At 69.0% G+C, this 20240-nt stretch carries 13 protein-coding genes and 1 tRNA gene; 5 read left to right on the top strand and 9 right to left on the bottom strand.

All coding sequences use genetic code 11. The features are described from left to right. Positions 1 to 18: 18 nt before the first annotated feature. On the bottom strand, positions 19 to 1197 hold the full coding sequence (locus tag MKK82_RS32300; RefSeq protein WP_243987980.1) for a zinc-dependent alcohol dehydrogenase: 1179 nt from the start codon (positions 1195 to 1197) through the stop codon (positions 19 to 21). A gap of 409 nt (positions 1198 to 1606) precedes the next feature. On the opposite strand from MKK82_RS32300, the gene MKK82_RS32295 reads away from it, so the two are divergent. Together MKK82_RS32295 and MKK82_RS32290 are read left to right on the top strand one after the other, a co-directional pair. Beyond that, positions 1607 to 1954: a hypothetical protein gene (locus MKK82_RS32295; protein WP_243987979.1), complete on the top strand. Its 348-nt coding sequence runs from the start codon at positions 1607 to 1609 to the stop codon at positions 1952 to 1954. Positions 1955 to 1997: 43 nt separating this feature from the next. After that, positions 1998 to 2912, top strand: coding sequence for an alpha/beta hydrolase family esterase (locus MKK82_RS32290; RefSeq protein ID WP_243987978.1), 915 nt, complete (start codon positions 1998 to 2000; stop codon positions 2910 to 2912). 358 nt (positions 2913 to 3270) lie between these two features. Here MKK82_RS32290 and MKK82_RS32285 read toward each other — a convergent pair whose 3' ends face one another. The 5 genes from MKK82_RS32285 to MKK82_RS32265 form a co-directional block, all read right to left on the bottom strand. Further along, positions 3271 to 5496, bottom strand: a complete 2226-nt coding sequence (locus MKK82_RS32285) for a tyrosine-type recombinase/integrase (protein WP_243987977.1) — start codon at positions 5494 to 5496, stop codon at positions 3271 to 3273. Between the two features lie 321 nt (positions 5497 to 5817). Beyond that, positions 5818 to 5892: transfer RNA gene (locus MKK82_RS32280), tRNA-Gln, on the bottom strand. Positions 5893 to 5988: 96 nt separating this feature from the next. Continuing rightward, on the bottom strand, positions 5989 to 7566 hold the full coding sequence (locus MKK82_RS32275; protein WP_238284857.1) for an aldehyde dehydrogenase (NADP(+)): 1578 nt from the start codon (positions 7564 to 7566) through the stop codon (positions 5989 to 5991). Between the two features lie 53 nt (positions 7567 to 7619). Further along, positions 7620 to 9290 carry a thiamine pyrophosphate-binding protein gene (locus MKK82_RS32270; RefSeq protein ID WP_238284627.1) on the bottom strand — a complete coding sequence of 557 codons (1671 nt, stop codon included), beginning with the start codon at positions 9288 to 9290 and terminating at the stop codon, positions 7620 to 7622. Between the two features lie 130 nt (positions 9291 to 9420). After that, positions 9421 to 10131 carry a GntR family transcriptional regulator gene (locus MKK82_RS32265; protein WP_243987976.1) on the bottom strand — a complete coding sequence of 237 codons (711 nt, stop codon included), beginning with the start codon at positions 10129 to 10131 and terminating at the stop codon, positions 9421 to 9423. A gap of 190 nt (positions 10132 to 10321) precedes the next feature. On the opposite strand from MKK82_RS32265, the gene MKK82_RS32260 reads away from it, so the two are divergent. The 3 genes from MKK82_RS32260 (at position 10322) to MKK82_RS32250 (ending at position 13894) form a co-directional block, all read left to right on the top strand. Beyond that, positions 10322 to 11041: a ribonuclease activity regulator RraA gene (locus tag MKK82_RS32260; RefSeq protein WP_238284625.1), complete on the top strand. Its 720-nt coding sequence runs from the start codon at positions 10322 to 10324 to the stop codon at positions 11039 to 11041. Positions 11042 to 11107: 66 nt separating this feature from the next. After that, entirely contained in the window at positions 11108 to 12838 is a 1731-nt protein-coding gene (gene araD / locus MKK82_RS32255) for an L-arabinonate dehydratase (RefSeq protein WP_243987975.1), read from the top strand. Between the two features lie 51 nt (positions 12839 to 12889). Beyond that, positions 12890 to 13894, top strand: a complete 1005-nt coding sequence (locus MKK82_RS32250; protein WP_238284623.1) for an SMP-30/gluconolactonase/LRE family protein — start codon at positions 12890 to 12892, stop codon at positions 13892 to 13894. 134 nt (positions 13895 to 14028) lie between these two features. Here MKK82_RS32250 and metH read toward each other — a convergent pair whose 3' ends face one another. From metH to MKK82_RS32235, 3 genes are all read right to left on the bottom strand, one after another. Further along, positions 14029 to 17781 (bottom strand): methionine synthase, encoded by a 3753-nt coding sequence (metH, locus tag MKK82_RS32245; RefSeq protein ID WP_238284622.1) that lies wholly within the window; start codon positions 17779 to 17781, stop codon positions 14029 to 14031. 236 nt (positions 17782 to 18017) lie between these two features. Continuing rightward, a complete protein-coding gene (gene metF / locus MKK82_RS32240; RefSeq protein WP_238284621.1) occupies positions 18018 to 18938 on the bottom strand; it encodes a methylenetetrahydrofolate reductase [NAD(P)H] in 921 nt (306 codons plus the stop codon). 57 nt (positions 18939 to 18995) lie between these two features. Further along, a complete protein-coding gene (locus MKK82_RS32235) occupies positions 18996 to 20051 on the bottom strand; it encodes an ArsR/SmtB family transcription factor (protein WP_238284620.1) in 1056 nt (351 codons plus the stop codon). Positions 20052 to 20240: the final 189 nt, after the last annotated feature.

The following is a 20240-nucleotide window of genomic DNA, read 5'->3' as shown; positions in this document are numbered from 1 at the left end:
CAGCTCCGTGGTCGTTCTTTAGCCGTGAGGCTTGAACACCACCTTGGTGCAGGCATCCTTCTTGTCCCGGAACATGTCGTACAGCGCCGGGCCGTCCTCCAGGTTCGTGGAGCGATGGCTAATGATGAAGGACGGGTCGATGTCGCCGTTTTGGATGCGCTCCATCAGCGGCTTCATGTAGCGGACCATGTGGGTCTGGCCGGTCTTCAGGGTCAGGCCCTTGTTCATCAGGACGCCCAAGGCGACGGGACCGACCGGGCCCGCGAAGACGCCGGGCATCGAGACGTTGCCACCGGGGCGGCAGGCCAGGATCGCCTGGTTGAGCGCGAACGGACGCTCCAGGCTGACGGTGTGCTCCATAATGGCGGACGACACCTTCTGCAGCGTGGTGTCCGCCCCGTGGGACTCCATGCCGACTGCCTCAATGACCGAGTCTGGTCCGCGGCCGTGGGTCATCTCCATGAGCGTGTCCTGGATGTTCTCGGTGGATAGATCGATGGTCTCGGCACCGGCTTCCCGCGCCAGGGCGAGGCGCTCCGGGACGCTGTCGATAGAGATGACGCGCTTGGCACCCAGCATCAGGCAGCACTTCACCGCGAGCACGCCGACTGGGCCGCAGCCCCAGATCGCTACCGTGTCCTCCGGACCGATGTCGCAATGCTCGGCGGCCTGGTAGGCGGTCGGGAAGATGTCGCTGAGGAACAGCACCTGCTCGTCGGTCAGGCCCTCGGGTACGACGATGGGGCCGACGTCGGCGTAGGGCACCCGCAGGTACTCAGCCTGGCCGCCGGGGATGCCACCGGTAAGGTGCGAGAAGCCGAACAGTCCGGCGAGCGGATAGCCAAACACCTTGGCCTGCATCGCTCCATTTGGATTGGTGCGCTCGCAGCAGCTCCAGTTGCCCCACTTGCACTGGCGACACTCGCCGCAGCAGATCGTGAAGGGCACCACGATACGGTCGCCGACCTTCAGCTTGGCGTTGTCCCGACCAACCTCGATGACTTCACCCATGGTCTCGTGCCCGAGGACGTCGCCGCACTCCATTGTGGGCATGAAGCCGCCCATGAGGTGAAGGTCCGAGCCGCAGATCGCGCAGGCGGTCACCTTGATGATGACGTCACGACCATGCTCGATCTTCGGGTCCGGCACAGTCTCGCATGAGATCTTGCCTCGGCCCTGCCAAGTAAGTGCCTTCATTTCGATGATCCTACTGGAAAATATCACGCGCTAAACCGCGTAAAAAACCGCTCGCCGCCGAGCGCTAAGCATGATGACAACTAATCCCCGACTCCCTTGATCCCACGAGCGACAATAAGAATTTTAGCGAATGGGATCGCCCGACCGCCTTTCGGGACGCTGGCAGCCTTATCACCCCAGGAAGCGGTGGCGACCGCGCCCGGCCGGACCATTACCGGGTGACCGGACCGGCAAGTTGCAGCGATGGCGGTCGACACGGGTCTGCCCTGCGTTTTGTGTTGCAGTGCAACATTCGTCGCTGGCTCGTGTTGGATAGATGCTACCCTCGCATCGCCGCGTGAGGGACGGCATCCCGATCGTCCGCTCGTCGTGCGGGTCCGGAGGTGCTGCCATCCTCCGGAGAGACATCATGATGCGCCTGATTGCCATCGCTGTTCTTGCGACCCTACCGCTTCCCGCCCTCGCATCGTCCTGCGCCGAGCAAATCAGCACCATCAAGCGTCGCCTTGACAGCGCTGGAGCAGTTCAGGTCGCCGGCCTTCGGCCGGGCCACGAGCTTCGAGCGGGCTCACTACGGGGCCTGACCACCGTCCGAAGCGGCTCTCCGAGCGATCCCGAAACGGTCTCGACCGCCGACCACATCGCCGCCGCGCGGACCCTCATCGTCCGGGCGTCCGCCGAGGACCGAGGCGGCGACAAGCGCTCATGCGAGAATACGATGACCGAGGCAAAGGGCATGATCGGCGCCCTGCCGTAGCTCGCATTCCGCTCCGTACAGGGCCATCCTTGAAAGCATCCCGATGACAGAGCGTCCCGGACCCGCGGCGATTAAATTGGCGGAGCGATCCATCGACCGGCCCGGCGCCTTGGCACGTCGGTACGGCAACCAAGCCGGTAGCCGCGCCTACGACCTGTTTGTGCCGTCGGGTTCCGGAAGCGGTCCCCGTCCGCTCGTGGTGATGCTCCACGGCTGCTCGCAGACCGCGCGCGACTTCGCCATCGGAACCCGGATGGACCGGCTGGCCGAGGAGCAGGGCGTCATCGTGGCCTATCCCGATCAGCCCCGGTCGGCCAACATGCTCAAGAGCTGGAACTGGTTCAGGGACAGCGACCAGCACCGCGGGAGGGGCGAGCCGTCCATTCTCGCCGGGCTGACCCGACGGATCATGGAGGACCTCGACGTGGACCCGGCAAGGGTCTACGTCGCGGGCCTGTCCTCGGGCGGGGCAGCGGCCGCAGTAATGGGCCAAACCTACCCGGACATCTATGCCGCCGTCGGCATCCATTCTGGACTCGCCAGCGGGGCCGCCGGGTCGATGGCGGCAGCCCTCTCGACGATGCGCCGGGGCGCCGTGCGTCAACCGTTGCGGACAGCGCATCCAGTCCCGACCATCGTGTTCCATGGGGACCGCGACGCGACCGTCGCATCGATCAACGGTGACCAGGCCATAGCGCAATCGCGACCGGGGACGGAACTAACTGGCACCACCACCGAGGGGCGTTCCGCAGCCGGGAGGTCGTTCAAGCGGACCGTCCTGGCAGAGACCTATGGAGCCTGGTCATCGGAGCAATGGCTCCTGCACGGTGCCGGCCATGCCTGGGCCGGCGGCCACCCATCCGGGTCACACACCGATCCCCAGGGCCCCGATGCGAGTCGGGAGATGCTGCGCTTCTTCATGTCCCACGCGATGGGTGCGCGACTGCTTATGACCTGACGAGCGGCACAGATCGGCTCTGCAGTGATGTCTCCGAGTGGCCAAGGACTGGTAACGTCGAGGGCGCGCCGACGATTGTCGACGTGACCTGCTCGGTTTAGGTGCGACGCGCTGGCTCTCGTGTAACGGGCAGCTGTCCGCCCGCCGCCCCGAACCGAAGTCGGTTGAGCACCGACAAACGACCGCTTCGGAGAAGCGCCCAGGGCGGTCCGGACGTTTCGATTGGGACGTGAACGGGCACGGCGGCAACGTCTGCTCACGTACGTTGCCGTCCGAAAACGGACCGGCGGAAATCCACCCAAAGCGGCGCGTCAGCTTCAGCGACTTGGTTGCCGAAGCGGACGTGCCGCATGGGTCTTCAAGGCACTTTAAACGGCTTTTGGTTTCGGCGCGGACAAGCTTCTGTATGCGGGGAGGACCGTCCAGGTCCTTTCGCAGCGTCCTTGCGCGCGGAGTGCGGAGACGATGACGGGAGGTATCGGCGGCGCGACCAACTTCCCTCTGCCGATACTTGGCGTTCCAGAGAGCCGAGCGTGAGCGATGACTCAATGAGCGTCCAGTCACACGCCCGAAGTCCGTGCGTGACTTCGGGAATGGCGGCAATGGCCGTTCGCAGATCTTCAGGCTTGAGCGTCTTCTTGTAGTTTCGTGAGTTCACGGTGGCGCCCTCATGGCCCATCATCGACTCGCGGATCGGATCGAGCACTAGCCGCCGGATCATCTCCGTATTACCGAAATGCCGGAAGGAATGGAACGTCTTGCGCTCCTCACGGGCCGAGGGCAGGGCTTCGTCCAGAACGACCGTCCAGCGCTTGTCGAACAGGTTCGACAAGGGCGTGTTCTCGCCAAACTTCGCGATCTCCGCGAAGATCAGATCGCTTCGTGCACCAGATCTACCCCGCACGTAATCCAGGAAGCCGAGGCGGATCAGCTCTGGATGGAGTGGCAGCGTCCGACGCGACACCGCGTTCTTCAGGCGCCGTCTGCGTGTCGGCCGGATCTTGAGCGTGGCCTGCTCCAGGTCGATGTCACCGAGCTCGAGGTAGACCAACTCGGACAGGCGCGCGCAGGTGTAGTAGCCCAGGAGCGGCAGCCAGTAGACGACTGCGAAAATCTGCTGCCCCCGTGCGACCCGCAGCATCTCCGCCTCCGAGGCCGTCGAGGTCCAGACGGGGTGCGCGAATAGAGTCTTCACCTCGTCGACCTCGAAGGCCGGTCGCTTCTCGCCGTCCCGCTCCGGGTCGATTAGGCGGAAGTCGCCCAAGAGCTCGACCTGCCCAATCGGACGCTGCTTGGCCCGACAGTACTTCGCGATCGTCGAGAGCTGCGTGATATGCCGGTTCACGGTCGCGGGGCTGAGCCCGACTTTCTCTGTCTGCCCCGCGGCCCGCATCGTTCGGCCGCGCTCGACCAGGTCCGCAATCGACAGTGCCGCATCACGTGAACTCTTGCCGTAGGACTTCGGCAGGTTCGACAGGTTCTGGATATAGGCAGCGAGATGGGCATGCCGGATCTGCCGCAGGTCATCGGTGCCGGCGATGTCGCCCAGCATTGCCGCGACCGCCCGATGCTGCCGTTGGGTCTTCTCGTCCCAGGTGGCGCCCTTGTGCGTGATGAGCTCTTCGACCATCTCGGTCAGCGAGTTCATGACCGGGCCAAAACCGGCTTCGCTGTCCTCATGCGCATCGTCCAGGCCTCGCTGGTCGAGGGCTGGAGCGCAACCGGTGACGGCTGGACCGCGATCCTCTCCGTCAAGCTCCGAAGATCCAGACGATGGCCTTGACGCCTCTTCCGGCGCGGCGGCCTCCGTTTTTGAAGGGTACGACGCAGGAGCTGGCGCCGCGGGTGGATGTTTCCGGTCGGCTATGGGGTCTTGCTCGGGTGCCGGCTGGCCGACGGGCTCGGATTTAGGAGTAGCCGGATCTGTATAACTGCTTTCTGACAGCGGCGGTGTTGTGGGGACCTGGACCTCGAAGTCGCCCCACTCGAAACTGTCAGCGCCGTCGAAGTCGGATGCGGCCCAGCCCAGCGTGTCACGCGGCATCTCGCCCCTGGCGCGCATCGCCGAGAGGTTGGCCCAGGCCTCCCGTGGATCTGCCCGCGCCTCGGCATAAGTCGAGGCGAACTCGCGTGAAACATGGCCGGAGAGCGCCGCCAGCCCACGCAGGCAGCGATTGAGGCCGGCCTCCGTCACAGGCTCGTTCATGCTGGTCAGCATTGTCTGAAGATAAGCGCGCGGTGGCGTGAGCCGGCCGGTTTCGTCCGGGCGACCGAGATCGCGCAGGTAACCGTTCTCGATGCGCCGTCGGATAGCCCCGCGCTCGGTCAGGCTGAAGCCTTCCCGCTTCAGGCGGCCATCAAGTTCACTGTCGTACCCTGCGTCGAAACCTTCCTCTGCCGCTAGCGTCTGCAGGCGTCCGAAGATCCGATACTCCCGCTCACGTTTTTCCATGAGCGTGGGCCAGTCGCCGATGAGAGGTGCGCGCGGTGGATTGAGGTCACGCTGCAAGCGCGCGATCCGCGCGCCTCGCTCCCGATCGACGAACGCGCGGAGGTGGTCGCGGATTTGAGCCGCTGTTTGCATGGCGGGGTCATCCCGGACGCGGAGGCTTTCCGCGTTGAGTCCCCAGCCGAGTGTGCGCGCACTTGCTGGGTCGGAGGTGCCCAGGCTCAGAGCGACCGTTATGGACTTCCCCCTAACCGGGGCACCAGAGGGTCGCGTCCGCTCATCGCAACGGAATCGCCTTCGCCACCAATATACCGCCCCGCGACGGTACACGTTAGAACAAATCGTCAACGGCCTGCCCCTGTGGACAAGCGCGTGCAACAGCTCTGCGTACAATCGGTGAGGCCGCCGAAGCGGCTGAGAGCCAATTGCAATCAGATCAATGACTTAGCGGAAGCTTGGCTGGGGCGCCAGGATTCGAACCTGGGAATGGCGGTACCAAAAACCGCTGCCTTACCACTTGGCGACGCCCCACCGTGGGCCGGGGCTCTCTAGACGCCGGGGGGCGGGCTGGCAAGATGGCCGAGCCGCGAGCGGGGCCGTTTCCGGCGGCCCGCCCGCGTGCCCGCCTCAGCGCGGGTCGAGCGTGCCGTCGATCCGCCGGGGAAGGTTGAGCGGATTGGCTTCCTGCAGCGCCGCCGGCAACAGGGCGTCGGGGACGTCCTGGTAGCTCACCGGCCGCAGGAACCGGTCGATGGCGAGGCTGCCCACCGAGGTCGTGCGCCCGTCCGAGGTGGCCGGGTAGGGGCCGCCGTGGACCATGGCGTGCGCCACCTCGACCCCGGTGCCGAACCCGTCCACCAGGATGCGCCCGACCCGGCGCTCCAGGAGCGGCATGAGATCCCGCGCGGCGGCGTGATCCTCGGGGGCGAGGTGCAGCGACGCCGTGAGCTGACCTTCCAGGTGCTCGAGCACGGCCCGCATCGCGGCAAGGTCGCGGCAGCGGACGACGAGGGCCGAGGCGCCGAACATCTCCTCCTGCAGCACGGGTTCGGCCAGGAACGCGTCCGAATCGGTGGCGAACAGGGCGGCCCGGCCCTGCGCCGCCGCGCCCTCCGGGCCCTCGGCCAGGAGGGTGACGGCGGCGTGGCCCGCCACCCGGGCGACGCCCTCGCGATAGGCGCGCTGGATGCCCGGCGTCAGCATGGTCGCGGCCGGGCTCTCGGTGAGGGCCGCCGTCGCCGCCTTCAGGAAGGCGTCGAGGCCGGGCCCCGGCACCGCCAGGATCAGGCCCGGGTTGGTGCAGAACTGCCCGGCGCCCAGCGTCAGCGAGGCCACGAACGCCGTGCCGATCGCGGCGCCCCGCGCGGCGAGCGCCCCCGGAAACAGCAGGACCGGGTTGATGCTGCTCATCTCGGCGTAGACCGGGATCGGCATCATGCGCCCGGCGGCGATCGCCATGAGGGCCGTTCCGCCCCGGCGCGAGCCGGTGAAGCCCACGGCGGCGATGCGGGGATCGGCCACCAGGGCCTGCCCGATGGACTGGCCGGCATCGAAGAGCAGCGAGAACGTCCCGTCCGGCAGGCCGCAGGACGCGACCGCCTTCTGCACCGCCCGGCCGACGAGTTCGGAGGTGCCGGGATGGGCCGGGTGCGCCTTGACGACCACCGGGCATCCCGCCGCCAGCGCCGAGGCCGTGTCGCCCCCCGCCACCGAGAAGGCGAGCGGGAAGTTCGACGCCCCGAACACCGCCACCGGGCCGACCGCGATGCGCCGCAGGCGCAGGTCGGGCCGCGGCAGCGGCTTGCGGTCCGGCAGGGCCGGGTCGATCCGGGCCTCGACGTAGCCGCCCGCGCGCACCACGCCGGCGAACAGGCGCAACTGGCCGGCGGTCCGGGCGCGCTCGCCCTCGATCCGCGGGCGCGGCAGCCCGGTCTCCGCCATGCAGCGGGTGACCAGATCGTCGCCGATCTCCAGGATGTTCGCGGCGATCGCTTCGAGGAAGCCGGCCCGGGTCTCCGGGTCGGTCTCGCGGTAGGTATCGAACGCACGCTCCGCCAGCGCGCAGGCGCGGTCGAGGTCGGCGAGGCTCGCCCCCGGAAAGTCGGGCTCCAGGGACGCGCCCGTAGCGGCCTCCACGGCCCGGAAGGCCGCCTCGGTGCCGCGCCGCGCCTCGGCGCCGATCAGGTTCTCGCCGCGCAGGGTCATGGGCATGTCCTCATCCTGTGATAGGGGAGCGTCTCGGCGCCCCGCGATGGCGGTCAACCGCGCTGCGCGTCGAGCGCCTTCTCGCGGATCGCCGCGAGGGTCATGGTCGGGGTCAGTGCCTCGGGATCGACCCGGCAATGGATCATCGCGGGCAGGCCCGAGGCGAGGCAGCGCTCGAAGGCGGGGGCGAAATCCCCGGTCCGTTCCACGTGCTCGCCGTGGCCGCCGCAGGCGCGGGCGAGGGCGGCGAAGTCGGGGTTGCGCAACTCCGTCGCCGAGACGCGCCCGGGATACTCGCGCTCCTGGTGCATCCGGATCGTGCCGTACATGCCGTTGTCGAGGACGACCACGACGATGGCGACGCCGTACTGCACCGCGGTGGCGAATTCCTGGACGGTCATCATCACGTCGCCGTCGCCCGCGAGCGCCACGACGATCCGGTGGGGGTGACTGCGCTTGGCCATCACGGCGGCCGGCAGGCCGTAGCCCATGGAGCCCGACGTCGGCGCGAGCTGCGTGCCGAAGGCGCGGAACCGGTAGTAGCGGTGGATCCAGGTGGCGAAGTTGCCGGCGCCGTTGCAGATCACTGCGTCGGACGGGAGCCGCCCGCGCAACCACGTGATGGCTTCGCCGTACTGGAACGCTCCGGGCTTCGGTTCCGGCGTCTCGGACCACGCGCGGTAGGCGGCGTGGGCCTCGGCGGCGCGCCCGCTGCCGGTGGGCGCGAAATCCGGCAGGGCCGCGCAGAAGGTCCCGGGCGTCGCCTCGATCGCCAGCGCCGGCTGGTAGACCCGGCCGAGCTCCGCCGCGTCGGGATGGACGTGGACCAGCGGCAGGCCGGGATTTGGGATGCCGAGCAGGCCGTAGGATTGTGCCGGCATCTCGGAGAGGCGCCCGCCGACCATCAGCAGAAGGTCCGAGTCCTTGATCCGGGCAAGCAGCGCGGGATTGGGACCGATGCCGAGCTCACCGGCGAAGTTCGGATGGTCCGCGGGGAAGAGCTGGGCCCGCCGGAACGAGACCGCCACCGGCACGTCGTGGCGCTCGGACCAAGCCGCCAGCGCGGCGACGGCATCCTGCGTCCAGCGCGCGCCCCCGAGCAGCGCCACCGGCCGCCGCGCCTCCGCCAGCAGCGCCCGGAGGCGCGCCGCGTCCTCCGGCGACGGGGCCGGTGCGGCCGGGACGACGCGCGGCGCGTCCGCCACGGCGGCGACGTCGTCGAGCATGTCCTCGGGCAGCGCCACCACGACGGGGCCCGGGCGACCCTGCATCGCCACCCGGAAGGCCCGGGCCAGGATCTCCGGGATGCGGGCCGCCTCGTCGATCTCCACCGCCCACTTGGCGACGCCGCCGAACATCTGCCGGTAATCGACCTCCTGGAAGGCCTCGCGGTCGCGCATCCGACGGGCGATCTGCCCGACGAACAGGATCATCGGCGTGGAATCCTGGCGGGCGATGTGGACGCCCGCCGAGGCGTTGGTGGCGCCGGGGCCGCGGGTGACGAAGCAGATGCCGGGCCGGCCGGTGAGCTTGCCGGCGGCCTCCGCCATGATGGCGGCTCCGCCCTCCTGGCGGCAGACCAGCACGTCGATGCCGCTGTCGCGCAGGGCGTCGAGCACCGCGAGGTAGCTCTCGCCGGGCACGCAGGTGACGCGCTCCACGCCCTGCGCGAGCAACTGGTCGACGAGCACCTGGGCGCCGGTGCGTGCGGGCGATGCGTTCAAGCCGTTTCTCCCTGGCGTCTGCCGGGCCCGGATCCCATGACGGACCGCTCCGCCGCGATCACGCCCCGCGGCCTGGAATGCGCCTGATATCTCAGACGAGGATAAAGGCGTGCCCTGTGCCGTCAACCTGTCAGACCAGCGGCCGCCGGTCGAGGGCCTTGCGGGTCATCTGGTCGAGAAAGTCGAACAGCGTCCCGATCCCGGTCACCGCCGCCTCCGGATCCCGCGCCGCGATCGCCGCCACGATCCCCAGGTGGATGCGCGCGCAGTCGAGGAAGCTCGCGGTCGGTTCGTAGGTGTACCAGAAGCGGCGGGACTGGGCATGGAGTGCCGCCATGGTGCCGGTCAGGGTCGGGTTGTAGGCGGCCCCCACGAGGGCCTCGTGGAGCGCGCGCTTGAGCCGGAAATACGCCTCGCGGTCCCGGGCGCCGGCCGCCGCGATCAGGCCGGTCGCGCAGGCGTGGAGCGCCGCCACGTCCGTCTCGGAGGCCCGCGCGATCACGCAGCGGGCCACGGTCTCGTCCAGCGGGCGGCGGGCCTCGAGGAGTTCGAGGTGCTTGATGATGTCGACGGGGGTGACGAGGACGCCGCGGCGCGGGTGGACCTCGACGAAGCCGATGGCCTTGAGCCGTGCCAGCGCCTCGCGAACCGGCGTGCGCCCGAGGGCCAGTTCCTCGGCGAGTTCCCCCTCCGACACCATCGCGCCCGGGGCGAGCCGACGGCTGATGATCATCTGCTCGATGGCGTCGTAGGCGGTTTCCGCGAGGGAGCGCGGCGGTCGCGGGTTCGGCACGAGGGCGTCGCCGTCCGCTTCAGCCGTGACAGGTCTGGGGCTGGCCAACAGAGTTCTCGCCCGTTTCAGAGATCGATCCGCCGCTCGGTAGGCCGCGTGCATTGGAGTTGACAATGGCTTCGCGCGGCGTGCTATGCAAGTCCTGAGATATCAGTCGGCGCCCAGGGACCAGAGGTCCGTTCGGGCCGGATCCGCGACGCTCCGGTTCCCGGCGACACGACCATCGGGAGGAGACCAGATGCCCGGGCTGTCCCCTGAGACGCGCGCCAAGCTGAAGACCGTCAGCACCGCGACCCTGATGACCGCGCTGTACAAGCGCGGCTTCCGCAACCAGATGATCCAGGGCGTCCTGCCCCTGAGGAAGGGCGGCGGCACGATGGTCGGCGAGGCGTACACCCTGCGCTACATGCCGGCTCGCGAGGACCTCAATCCCATCACCGTGTTCCGCGACCGGGCGCACCCGCAGCGCAAGGCCGTCGAGGAATGCCCGCCGGGCGCCGTGTTCGTGATCGACAGCCGGAAGGACGCACGCGCCGCCTCCGCGGGCTCGATCCTGGCGACGCGGCTGATGGTGCGGGGCTGCGCCGGCCTCGTGACCGACGGCGGATTCCGCGATGCCGACGAGATCGCGGCGCTCGACATGCCGAGCTATCATGCGCGGCCCTCGGCGCCCACGAACCTCACCGTCCATCAGGCGATCGACATCAACGTGCCGATCGGCTGCGGCGACGCCCCGGTCTTCCCCGGCGACGTGATCGTGGGCGACGGCGACGGCGTCGCGGTCATCCCGGCCCACATCGCCGAGGCGGTCGCCGCCGAGGCCGTCGAGATGACGGCGTACGAGGATTTCGTCACCGAGGAGGTCCGCAAGGGCCGCTCGATCCTCGGGCTCTATCCGGCCACCGACGAGCAGAGCCTCGCCGACTTCGCCGCGTGGCGGAAGCGGACCGGCCGCTGAGCCCGGGGCCCGACCAGCACTGCGGCGTTCCCGACGGTCCCTCGCGGCCGAACCTGTGAGTCCCTCATGACCGCGCGCACGAAGACCCTGGGCGAGCTGCGCAGCCAGCGCTGGTTCGGCGCCACCGACCTGCGCAGCTTCGGCCACCGCTCGCGGATGCTCCAGATGGGCTACGAGCGCGCCGACTTCAGCGACAAGCCGGTGGTCGGCATCATCAACACCTGGAGCGACATCAACCCCTGCCATCAGCACTTCCGCGAGCGCGTCGAGCACGTGAAGCGCGGCGTCTGGCAGGCGGGCGGCTTCCCGATCGAGCTGCCGGCGCTGTCGCTGTCGGAGAACTTCGTCAAGCCGACCACGATGCTCTACCGCAACCTCCTCGCCATGGAGGTCGAGGAACTGCTGCGCCAGCACCCGGTCGATGGCGCGGTGCTGATGGGCGGCTGCGACAAGACCACGCCCGGTACCGTGATGGGCGCCATCTCCATGAACCTGCCGATGGTCTTCCTGCCGGCTGGCCCGATGATGCGCGGGCATTCCGGCGGCACGATCCTCGGCTCGGGCTCGGACGTCTGGAAGTACTGGGCCGAGAAGGAGGCCGGCACCATCACCACGCAGGAATGGAACGACATGGAGGCCGGCATCGCCCGCTCGGCCGGCACCTGCATGACCATGGGCACGGCCTCGACCATGACGTCGATCACCGAGGCGATGGGCCTGTGCCTGCCGGGCTCGGCCTCGATCCCGGCGGCGGATGCCGACCATCCCCGCATGGCCAGCGCCTGCGGCCGGCGGATCGTCGCGATGATCTGGGAGGATCTGAAGCCCTCCGACATCCTCGACCGCCGCTCGATCGACAACGCCCTCGTGGTCCACAACGCGCTCGCCGGCTCCACCAACGCGATGATCCACTTGGTCGCCATGGCGGGCCGCGCCGGCCTCCAGGTCAAGCTCACCGAGTTCGACGACTTCGCCCAGAGGGTGCCGGTGATCGCCAACCTCCGGCCCTCGGGCCAGTGGCTGATGGAGGACTTCCACATCGCCGGCGGCATCCGGGCGCTGATGGCGCGGCTCTCCCCCCTCCTCCACCTCGAGGCCCGCTCGGTCACCGGCGGCACGATCGGCGACGGGCTCGCCGGCGTCCGGGTCTACAACGACGACGTGATCCGCCCCCTCGACCAGCCGATCGTGTCGACCGGCGGCACCGCGATCCTGTACGGCAACCTCGCCCCCGACGGCTGCGTGATCAAGCCGCCGGCCGCCGACCCGCGCTTCCTGCAGCACACCGGTCCGGCGCTCGTCTTCGACGATTACGACGCGATGAGCGCGGCGGTGAACGACCTGACCCTCGACGTCACCCCCGACCACGTGATGATCCTGCGCAACGCCGGCCCGATCGGCGGCCCCGGCATGCCGGAATGGGGCATGCTGCCGATCCCGAAGGTGCTCCTCCGCCAGGGCGTGCGCGACATGGTCCGCATCTCGGACGCGCGGATGAGCGGGACGAGCTACGGCGCCTGCATCCTGCACGTGTCGCCGGAATCCGCCGCGGGCGGGCCCCTCGGCGCCGTGCGCACCGGCGATCTGATCACGGTCGACGTGCCGGGACGGCGCATCCACCTGCACCTCGACGATGCCGAGATCGCGGAGCGCGTGAAGACCTTCCGCCCGCCGGACCGGACCTATCCGCGGGGATACAACCGCCTGTTCGCCCAGCACGTGCGGCAGGCGCATGAGGGTTGCGACTTCGACTTCCTCGAGGGCGCGGGCGGCATCCCCGAACCCGAGATCCACTGACAGGCTGGAAACGTCGGCAACGGGCGGCGGGCCAGACCACAGGGAGGTTACATGGTGACGATCGCGCGCAGGGGCTTGCTGGCCGGGGCGGCGGTGCTCGGCGCTGCACGGGCGGCCGGAGCGGGCTGGGAACCGTCGCAGCGGGTGCCGGACCCGGCCGTCGAGATCCTCGATCCGGCCTTCGCCAGGTACCGCCTCGCCTCGGCGACGGTGGAGCGCGTCGCCACGGGCTTCCGCTGGGCCGAGGGGCCGGTCTGGTTCGGCGACATGGGATCACTGCTGTTCAGCGACGTGGTCAACGACCGCATCATGAAGTGGGAGGAGGCCTCCGGCGCGCTCTCAGTGTTCCGCAAGCCGTCGAACTACGCCAACGGCAACACCCGCGACCGGCAGGGCCGGCTGATCACCTGTCAGCACAGGACCCGCAGCGTGACCCGGACCGAGCACGACGGCACCATCACCACGCTGATGGACCGGTTCGACGGCAAGCCGCTGAACTCGCCCAACGACGTGGTCTGCCATTCCGACGGCGCGGTCTGGTTCACCGATCCGGCCTTCGGGCCGAACCCGCACGAGTCGATGGCGGCGCCGGAACTGCCCGGCAACGTCTACCGGATCGATCCGAAGACGGGACAGGCCAGTGTCGTGGTCGAGGGCGTGGCGGGTCCGAATGGGCTGTGCTTCTCGCCGGATGAGTCCAAGCTCTACGTCATCGAGGCGCGGGCGAAGCCCAACCGCCTGATCCGCGTCTACGACGTGGTCGAGAACGGCACCAAGACTGCCAACGGGCGGGTGTTCTACGATGCCGGCACCGGCACGCCGGACGGGTTCCGTGCCGATGTCGACGGCAATCTCTGGTGCGGCTGGGGGATGAGCGAGGCCGAGGACGGGGTCATCGTGCTTTCCCCGCAGGCCAAGCTGATCGGGCGGATCCGCCTGCCGGAGCGCTGCGCCAACCTGTGCTTCGGCGGCCTCAACCGCAACCTGCTGCTGATGACGTCCACGCACTCGGTCTATGCGCTGTACGTGAACACGCGGGGTGCCGGGACCTGCTGAGGCTGGACGGGCGGTTCGGGCCGCCGCGCCGTCCTTGCGAGCGGAGCGAAGCAATCCCGGTAGCGCCACGCTGACTGTTGTCGCGCTGCCGTGGGTCGCTTCGCTGCGCTCGCGATGACGGTGGTGCCCCGCCCCTACTCCGCCGCCTGCGCCAGGTACCGCGCCGGGTCGTAGTTGAGGATCGGCCCGAGCCAGCGCTCGACCTCGCGGACATCCATCCCCTTGCGGGCGGCGTAATCCTCGACCTGATCCCGCTCCACCTTGGCGACGCCGAAATAATGCGCCTCCGGATGGGCGATGTAGATCCCCGACACCGAGGAGCCCGGCCACATGGCGTAGGACTCGGTGAGCTTCACGCCGATCCGGCTCTCGGCCTTGAGCAGGTCGAACAACGTCGTCTTCTCGGTATGGTCGGGCTGGGCCGGGTAGCCCGGGGCCGGGCGGATGCCGGCGTAATCCTCCTTCATCAGGTCTTCGGGTGCGTAGGCCTCGTCGGGGGCGTAGCCCCAGAACTCCTTGCGCACCCGCTCGTGCATCCGCTCCGCGAAGGCCTCGGCGATGCGGTCGGCGAGGGCCTTCACCAGGATCGCCCGGTAATCGTCGTTCGCCCGCTCGAACCGCTCGGCGATCCGCACCTCCTCCAGGCCCGCCGTGACCACGAAGCCGCCGATATAATCGGCGATGCCGGTCTCGGACGGCGCCACGAAGTCCGACAGGCAGGTGTTCGAGCGCCCGTCGCGCTTCGAGAGCTGCTGGCGCAGGCCGTGGAAGGTGGCGAACCGCTCCTGCCGGCTCTCGCCCGTGTAGAGGGCGATGTCGTCGCCCACGCTGTTGGCCGGCCAGAAGCCGATCACCGCCTTCGGGTTGAACCAGCGCTCCGCCACGATCTGCTTCAGCATCTCCTGCGCGTCCTCGTAGAGGGCGCGGGCGGCCGGACCCTGATCGGGATCGTCGAGGATCGCCGGGAAGCGGCCCTTGAACTCGTAGGTCTGCAGGAACGGCGTCCAGTCGATGTAGGGCACGAGATCGGCGACCTCGTAGGAGCCGTAGACCCGGGTGCCGGTGAAGGTCGGCTTGGCCGGCTTGTAGGCCGACCAGTCGACCTTGAAGGCGTTGGTCCGGGCCTTGGCGAGGGGCAGCCGCTGCTTGTCGAGCTCCGAGCGCTTGTGGGCGGCGGCGACCTTGGCGTACTCGGCCCGGACCTTCTCGATCGTGGGCCCACGCGTCTCCTTGGAGATCAGGCTCGAGACCACGCCCACCGCGCGGCTCGCGTCGGTGACGTAGACCGCCTGCCCCTTGGCGTAGGCCGGGTGGATCTTCACCGCCGTGTGGACGCGGCTGGTGGTGGCGCCGCCGATCAGAAGCGGCACGTCGAGGCCCTCGCGCTCCATCTCGCCGGCCACGTGGACCATCTCGTCCAGCGACGGCGTGATCAGGCCCGACAGGCCGACGATGTCGACCTTCTCGGTCTTGGCGGTCTCCAGGATCTTGGCGGCCGGCACCATCACGCCGAGATCGATGATCTCGTAGTTGTTGCAGGCGAGCACGACGCCGACGATGTTCTTGCCGATGTCGTGGACGTCGCCCTTCACGGTGGCCATCAGCACCTTGCCGGCGGCCTGCCGCTTGCCGTCGCCGCCGTTGGCCAGCTTCTCGGCCTCCATGTAGGGCTCGAGATAGGCCACCGCCTGCTTCATCACGCGGGCGGACTTGACCACCTGCGGCAGGAACATCTTGCCCGCGCCGAACAGGTCGCCGACCACGTTCATGCCGGCCATCAGCGGGCCCTCGATGACGTGGAGTGGGCGCTCGACGCCCTGGCGCGCCTCCTCGGCATCGGCCAGGATGTACTCGGTGATGCCGTTGACCAGCGCGTGCTCGATGCGCTTCTCGACCGGGGCCTCGCGCCAGGTCAGGTCGGCGGTTTTGGCCTGGGCCGAGGCGCCGGTCTTGAACCGCTCGGCGGATTCCAGCAGGCGCTCGGTGGAATCGTCGCGGCGGTTGAGGACCACGTCCTCGCACAGCGCGCGCAGCTCCGCCGGGATCTCGTCGTAGACGGCGAGCTGGCCGGCATTGACGATGCCCATGTCCATGCCCGCCTGGATGCAGTGGAACAGGAACACCGCGTGCATCGCCTCGCGCACCGGCTCGTTGCCGCGGAACGCGAAGCTGAGGTTCGAGACGCCCCCCGAGATGTGGGCGTGCGGCAGGGTCTCGCGGATCGTGCGGGTCGCCTCGATGAAGGCGACGCCGTAGCCGTTATGCTCCTCGATGCCGGTGGCAACGGCAAAGATATTCGGGTCGAAGATGATGTCCTCGGGCGGGAAGCCGACCTGCTCGGTCAGGATCCGATAGGCTTTGGTGCAGATCTCGACCTTGCGCTCGTAGGAATCCGCCTGACCCTGCTCGTCGAAGGCCATCACCACCACGGCGGCCCCGTAGGAGCGGCAGATCTTGGCGGCCTCGATGAACTTCTCCTCGCCCTCCTTCATGGAGATCGAGTTCACGATCGGCTTGCCCTGGATGCACTTGAGGCCCGCCTCGATCACCTCGAACTTCGAGGAATCGACCATCACGGGCACCCGGGCGATGTCGGGTTCGGCGGCGACGAGGTTGAGGAACTCGACCATCGCCTTCTGGGAGTCGAGCAGGCCCTCGTCCATGTTGACGTCGATCACCTGGGCACCGGCCGCGACCTGATCGCGGGCGACGTCCAGCGCCGCCGCGTAGTCGCCATTGGTGATGAGCTTGCGGAACTTGGCCGAGCCCGTGACGTTCGTGCGCTCGCCGACGTTCACGAAGGGGATCTCCTTCGTCAGCACGAAGGGCTCCAGGCCGGATAGCCGCATCAGGCGCGGGATCTCGGGGATCGGCCGCGGCGCTTTGCCGGCGACCGCCGCCGCGATGGCGCGGATGTGGTCGGGCGTCGTGCCGCAGCAGCCGCCGACCATGTTGACGAGGCCGGATTCGGCGAACTCGCCGACCAGCTTGCCCATCGCCTCCGGGCTCTCGTCGTAGAGGCCGAACTCGTTGGGCAGGCCGGCATTCGGGTAGGCACAGACCAGGGTGTCGCAGATCCGCGACAGCTCGGCGATGTGGCCGCGCATCTCGCGGGCGCCGAGCGCGCAGTTGAGGCCGAAGGTCAGCGGATCGGAATGGCGCAGGGAGTGCCAGAAGGCCGCCGGGGTCTGGCCCGACAGGGTGCGGCCCGAGAGATCCGTGATCGTGCCGGAGATCTGGATCGGCAGGCGGATGCCGGTCTCGTCGAAGACCTGCCAGGCCGCGGCCACCGCCGCCTTGGCGTTGAGCGTGTCGAAGATGGTCTCGATCAGGATCAGCTCGGCGCCGCCGTCGATCAGGCCGCGGACCTGCTCGACATAGGCCTCTTTGACCTGGTCGAAGGTGACGGCGCGGAAGCCCGGATTGTTCACGTCCGGCGAGATCGACAGGGTGCGGTTGGTCGGGCCGATGGCGCCGGCCACGAAGCGGCGGCGGCCGTCCGTCTCCTCGGCGCGCTTGGCCGCCTCCCGGGCGAGCCGCGCGCCGGTGGCGTTCAATTCGTGGATGATCGACTCCATGCCGTAATCGGCCTGGGCGATGGTGGTGCCCGAGAAGGTGTTGGTCTCGCAGACGTCTGCGCCGGCCAGGAAGTAGTCGAGGTGGATCTGCCGGATCGCGTCGGGCTGGGTCAGGATCAGGAGGTCGTTGTTGCCCTTCTGATCGTGCCCGTGGTCCCTGAAGCGGTCGCCGCGGAAGTCCTCCTCCGAGTACTTGAGCCGCTGGATCACGGTGCCCATCGCCCCGTCGAGGACGAGGATCTTCTCCGCCGCGCGCTGGCGCAGGGCCTTCGCGATCTCGGGGCCGTCGACGGGGGCAAAATCGGTCATCGTGCGTCCTGTCAGATCACCTCATCCTGAGGTGCCGGAGCGAAGCGGAGGCCTCGAAGGAGCCCTCCTTCGAGGCCGCTCGCGCGGCACCTCAGGATGAAGTGGAGGGTGGGGTCGTCGGTCTCTCGTGCGTGCCCAGGCCGTCGGCTCGGGCACACCGTCGTTGCGAACGCAGCGAAGCAATCCCGTGCGCCGCGTCGGACTGGCCTCGTGGCCGAACCGGGCGCAACTGAAATCTAAGCCGCCGCCTTGGCGGCCGCCAGCTTCGGCGCCTGGGCGCGCAGGCCGAGCAGGTGGCAGATCGCGTAGACCAGATCCGAGCGGTTCATCGAGTAGAAGTGGAAGTCGTTGACGCCCTCGTCCACGAGGTCGAGCACCTGCTCGGCCGCCACCGCGCCGGCGACGAGGCGGCGGGTCTCGACGTCGTCCTCCAGCCCCTCGAACCGGGCGGCCAGCCAGTAGGGTACCGAGGCCCCGGTGCGGCGGGCGAAGTTCGCCGCCTGCTTGAAGTTCTGCACCGGCAGGATGCCCGGGATGATCGGAATGGTGATCCCGGCGGCGCGGACCTTCTCCAGGTAGCGCAGGTAGATCTCGTTCTCGAAGAAGAACTGCGTGATCGCCTGGTCGGCGCCGGCATCGACCTTGGCCTTCAGGGCGTCGATGTCGGCGTCGAGCGAGGACGCCTCGGGATGCTTCTCGGGATAGGCGGAGACCGAGACCTTGAACGCGCCGATCCGCTTGATCCCCTCGACCAGCTCGGCGGTCGAGGCGTAGCCCTCCGGGTGCGGCCGGTAGGCATGGCCCACGCCCTCGGCCGGGTCGCCGCGGAGCGCCACGATGTGGCGCACGCCCGCGTCCCAGTAGGACTGGACCACCGCGTCGATCTCCTCGCGGGAGGCGTCCACGCAGGTGAGGTGGGCGGCCGGCTTGAGGCCGGTCTCGCGGACCATCCGGGCCACCGTGTTGTGGGTGCGCTCCCGGGTCGAACCGCCGGCCCCGTAGGTCACCGAGACGAAGCTCGGCTGCAGCGGCGCCAGGCGCTCGATGGAGTTCCAGAGGATCTTCTCCATCTCGTCGGTCTTCGGCGGGAAGAACTCGATCGAGACGCGGATCGGGTGGTAGCCGTCGCGGCTGGCGCGGTGGGTGGAGCGGCGCATCGGGGTCTCGTCCTCTATGTCGGTCGGTTCAGACGAAGTCTGCGGAAATTGTGTGGCTCAGGCGACGGCGCGCCGAGGCTGTTCTGCGTCGATGCCGGCCAACGCGTCCTGAGCCAGCCCGTTTCGGGCACGTTCATCCTGTGCGAGGTCATCCTGGGCCAGCCACAGCGTCACGGTGAGCTGGCCCGATTCGCGCGGCGTCAGATCCCGGGTCGTGACCGTGGCCAGTCCGGCCTCGGCGAGCCAGCCGGAGACCTGATCGGCGGAGAAGCCGAGCCGGCGGTGGGCTTGTCCCGTGCGCAGGAACTCCAACTCGTGCGGCGCGAAGTCCACCACCAGGAGGCGGCCATTCGGCGCCACCAGACGCGCGGCGCCGCGCAGCGCCCGCGCGGGATCGTCCAGATAGTGCAGCACCTGATGCACCACCACGAGGTCGAAGCTCCCCCGGGCGAAGGGCGGGGCGTGAATATCGCCCTGCCGCAGGTCGACCCGCGACAGGCCCTGCCGCTCCAGGTTGGCCCGGGCGACGGACAGCATCGCGTGGCTCGAATCCAGGCCGGTGGCGCGGCCGGCGCGCGGCGCGAGCAGGCCGAGCATCCGCCCCGTGCCGGTCCCGAGATCGATCAGGCTGCCGATGGGGCGCGCGCCCAGCGCATCGAGGACCGCAGCCTCCACGGTGGCCTCGGGCACGTGCAGGGAGCGCAACTCGTCCCACTTGGGCGCCAACCGCGCGAAGAAGGTCTGAGCCGTCTCGGCACGCTGCGCCCGGACGGCGTCGAGCCGGGCGCGATCCTCCGACAGCGGCGGCACCGTCCGGTCGAGGCCGGACAGCAGCGGGTCGGCCAGGCCGGCGCGGCCCTCGGACAGCCGGAAGAACGCCCAGGCGCCCTCGCGATGGCGCTCGACGAGCCCGGCCTCCACCAGCAGCTTCAGATGGCGCGAGATCCGCGGCTGCGACTGGCCTAGGATGTCGGTGAGGTCGGAGACCGACAGCTCGCCCTCGACCAGCAGCGCCAGGATCCGCAGGCGCGTCTCCTCGGCGGCCGCGCGCAGGACGCCCAGGGCCTCGGGGAACGGGATCGATCCCAGTACGCGCTCGCGTTCGATAGACATAAAGATATGTTTATGTCCGTTTCGGTGCGGGTGCAAGGGCCATCTTGCAGCCGGCCCGTCCAACCGGCTGCGGCCGAACGGAGCGCCCCCGTCGGGGGCGGGATCCCGCCGCCCGACTGTCGGAGAGCGGATCGCCACAGCGGTGTGGGTGCGGTGCGATCGACGCCGGTATGGCAGCGGTGACCTGCG

Source organism: Methylobacterium sp. E-046 (assembly GCF_022829625.1).
GTDB lineage: Bacteria > Pseudomonadota > Alphaproteobacteria > Rhizobiales > Beijerinckiaceae > Methylobacterium > Methylobacterium longum.
The sequence above is the reverse complement of the archived record's forward strand: the minus strand, read 5'-3'. Positions and strand labels throughout refer to the sequence as shown.

Bases quoted from the DNA above. Each gene is read 5' to 3' on its own strand.
- metH (WP_238284622.1), bottom strand. From the start codon at position 17,781: ATGACCGATTTTGCCCCCGTCGACGGCCCCGAGATCGCGAAGGCCCTG.
- MKK82_RS32260 (WP_238284625.1), top strand. From the start codon at position 10,322: ATGCCCGGGCTGTCCCCTGAGACGCGCGCCAAGCTGAAGACCGTCAGC.
- MKK82_RS32235 (WP_238284620.1), bottom strand. From the start codon at position 20,051: ATGTCTATCGAACGCGAGCGCGTACTGGGATCGATCCCGTTCCCCGAG.
- metF (WP_238284621.1), bottom strand. From the start codon at position 18,938: ATGCGCCGCTCCACCCACCGCGCCAGCCGCGACGGCTACCACCCGATC.
- MKK82_RS32290 (WP_243987978.1), top strand. From the start codon at position 1,998: ATGACAGAGCGTCCCGGACCCGCGGCGATTAAATTGGCGGAGCGATCC.
- MKK82_RS32275 (WP_238284857.1), bottom strand. From the start codon at position 7,566: ATGACCCTGCGCGGCGAGAACCTGATCGGCGCCGAGGCGCGGCGCGGC.
- araD (WP_243987975.1), top strand. From the start codon at position 11,108: ATGACCGCGCGCACGAAGACCCTGGGCGAGCTGCGCAGCCAGCGCTGG.
- MKK82_RS32300 (WP_243987980.1), bottom strand. From the start codon at position 1,197: ATGAAGGCACTTACTTGGCAGGGCCGAGGCAAGATCTCATGCGAGACT.
- MKK82_RS32250 (WP_238284623.1), top strand. From the start codon at position 12,890: ATGGTGACGATCGCGCGCAGGGGCTTGCTGGCCGGGGCGGCGGTGCTC.
- MKK82_RS32295 (WP_243987979.1), top strand. From the start codon at position 1,607: ATGATGCGCCTGATTGCCATCGCTGTTCTTGCGACCCTACCGCTTCCC.
- MKK82_RS32285 (WP_243987977.1), bottom strand. From the start codon at position 5,496: ATGCAAACAGCGGCTCAAATCCGCGACCACCTCCGCGCGTTCGTCGAT.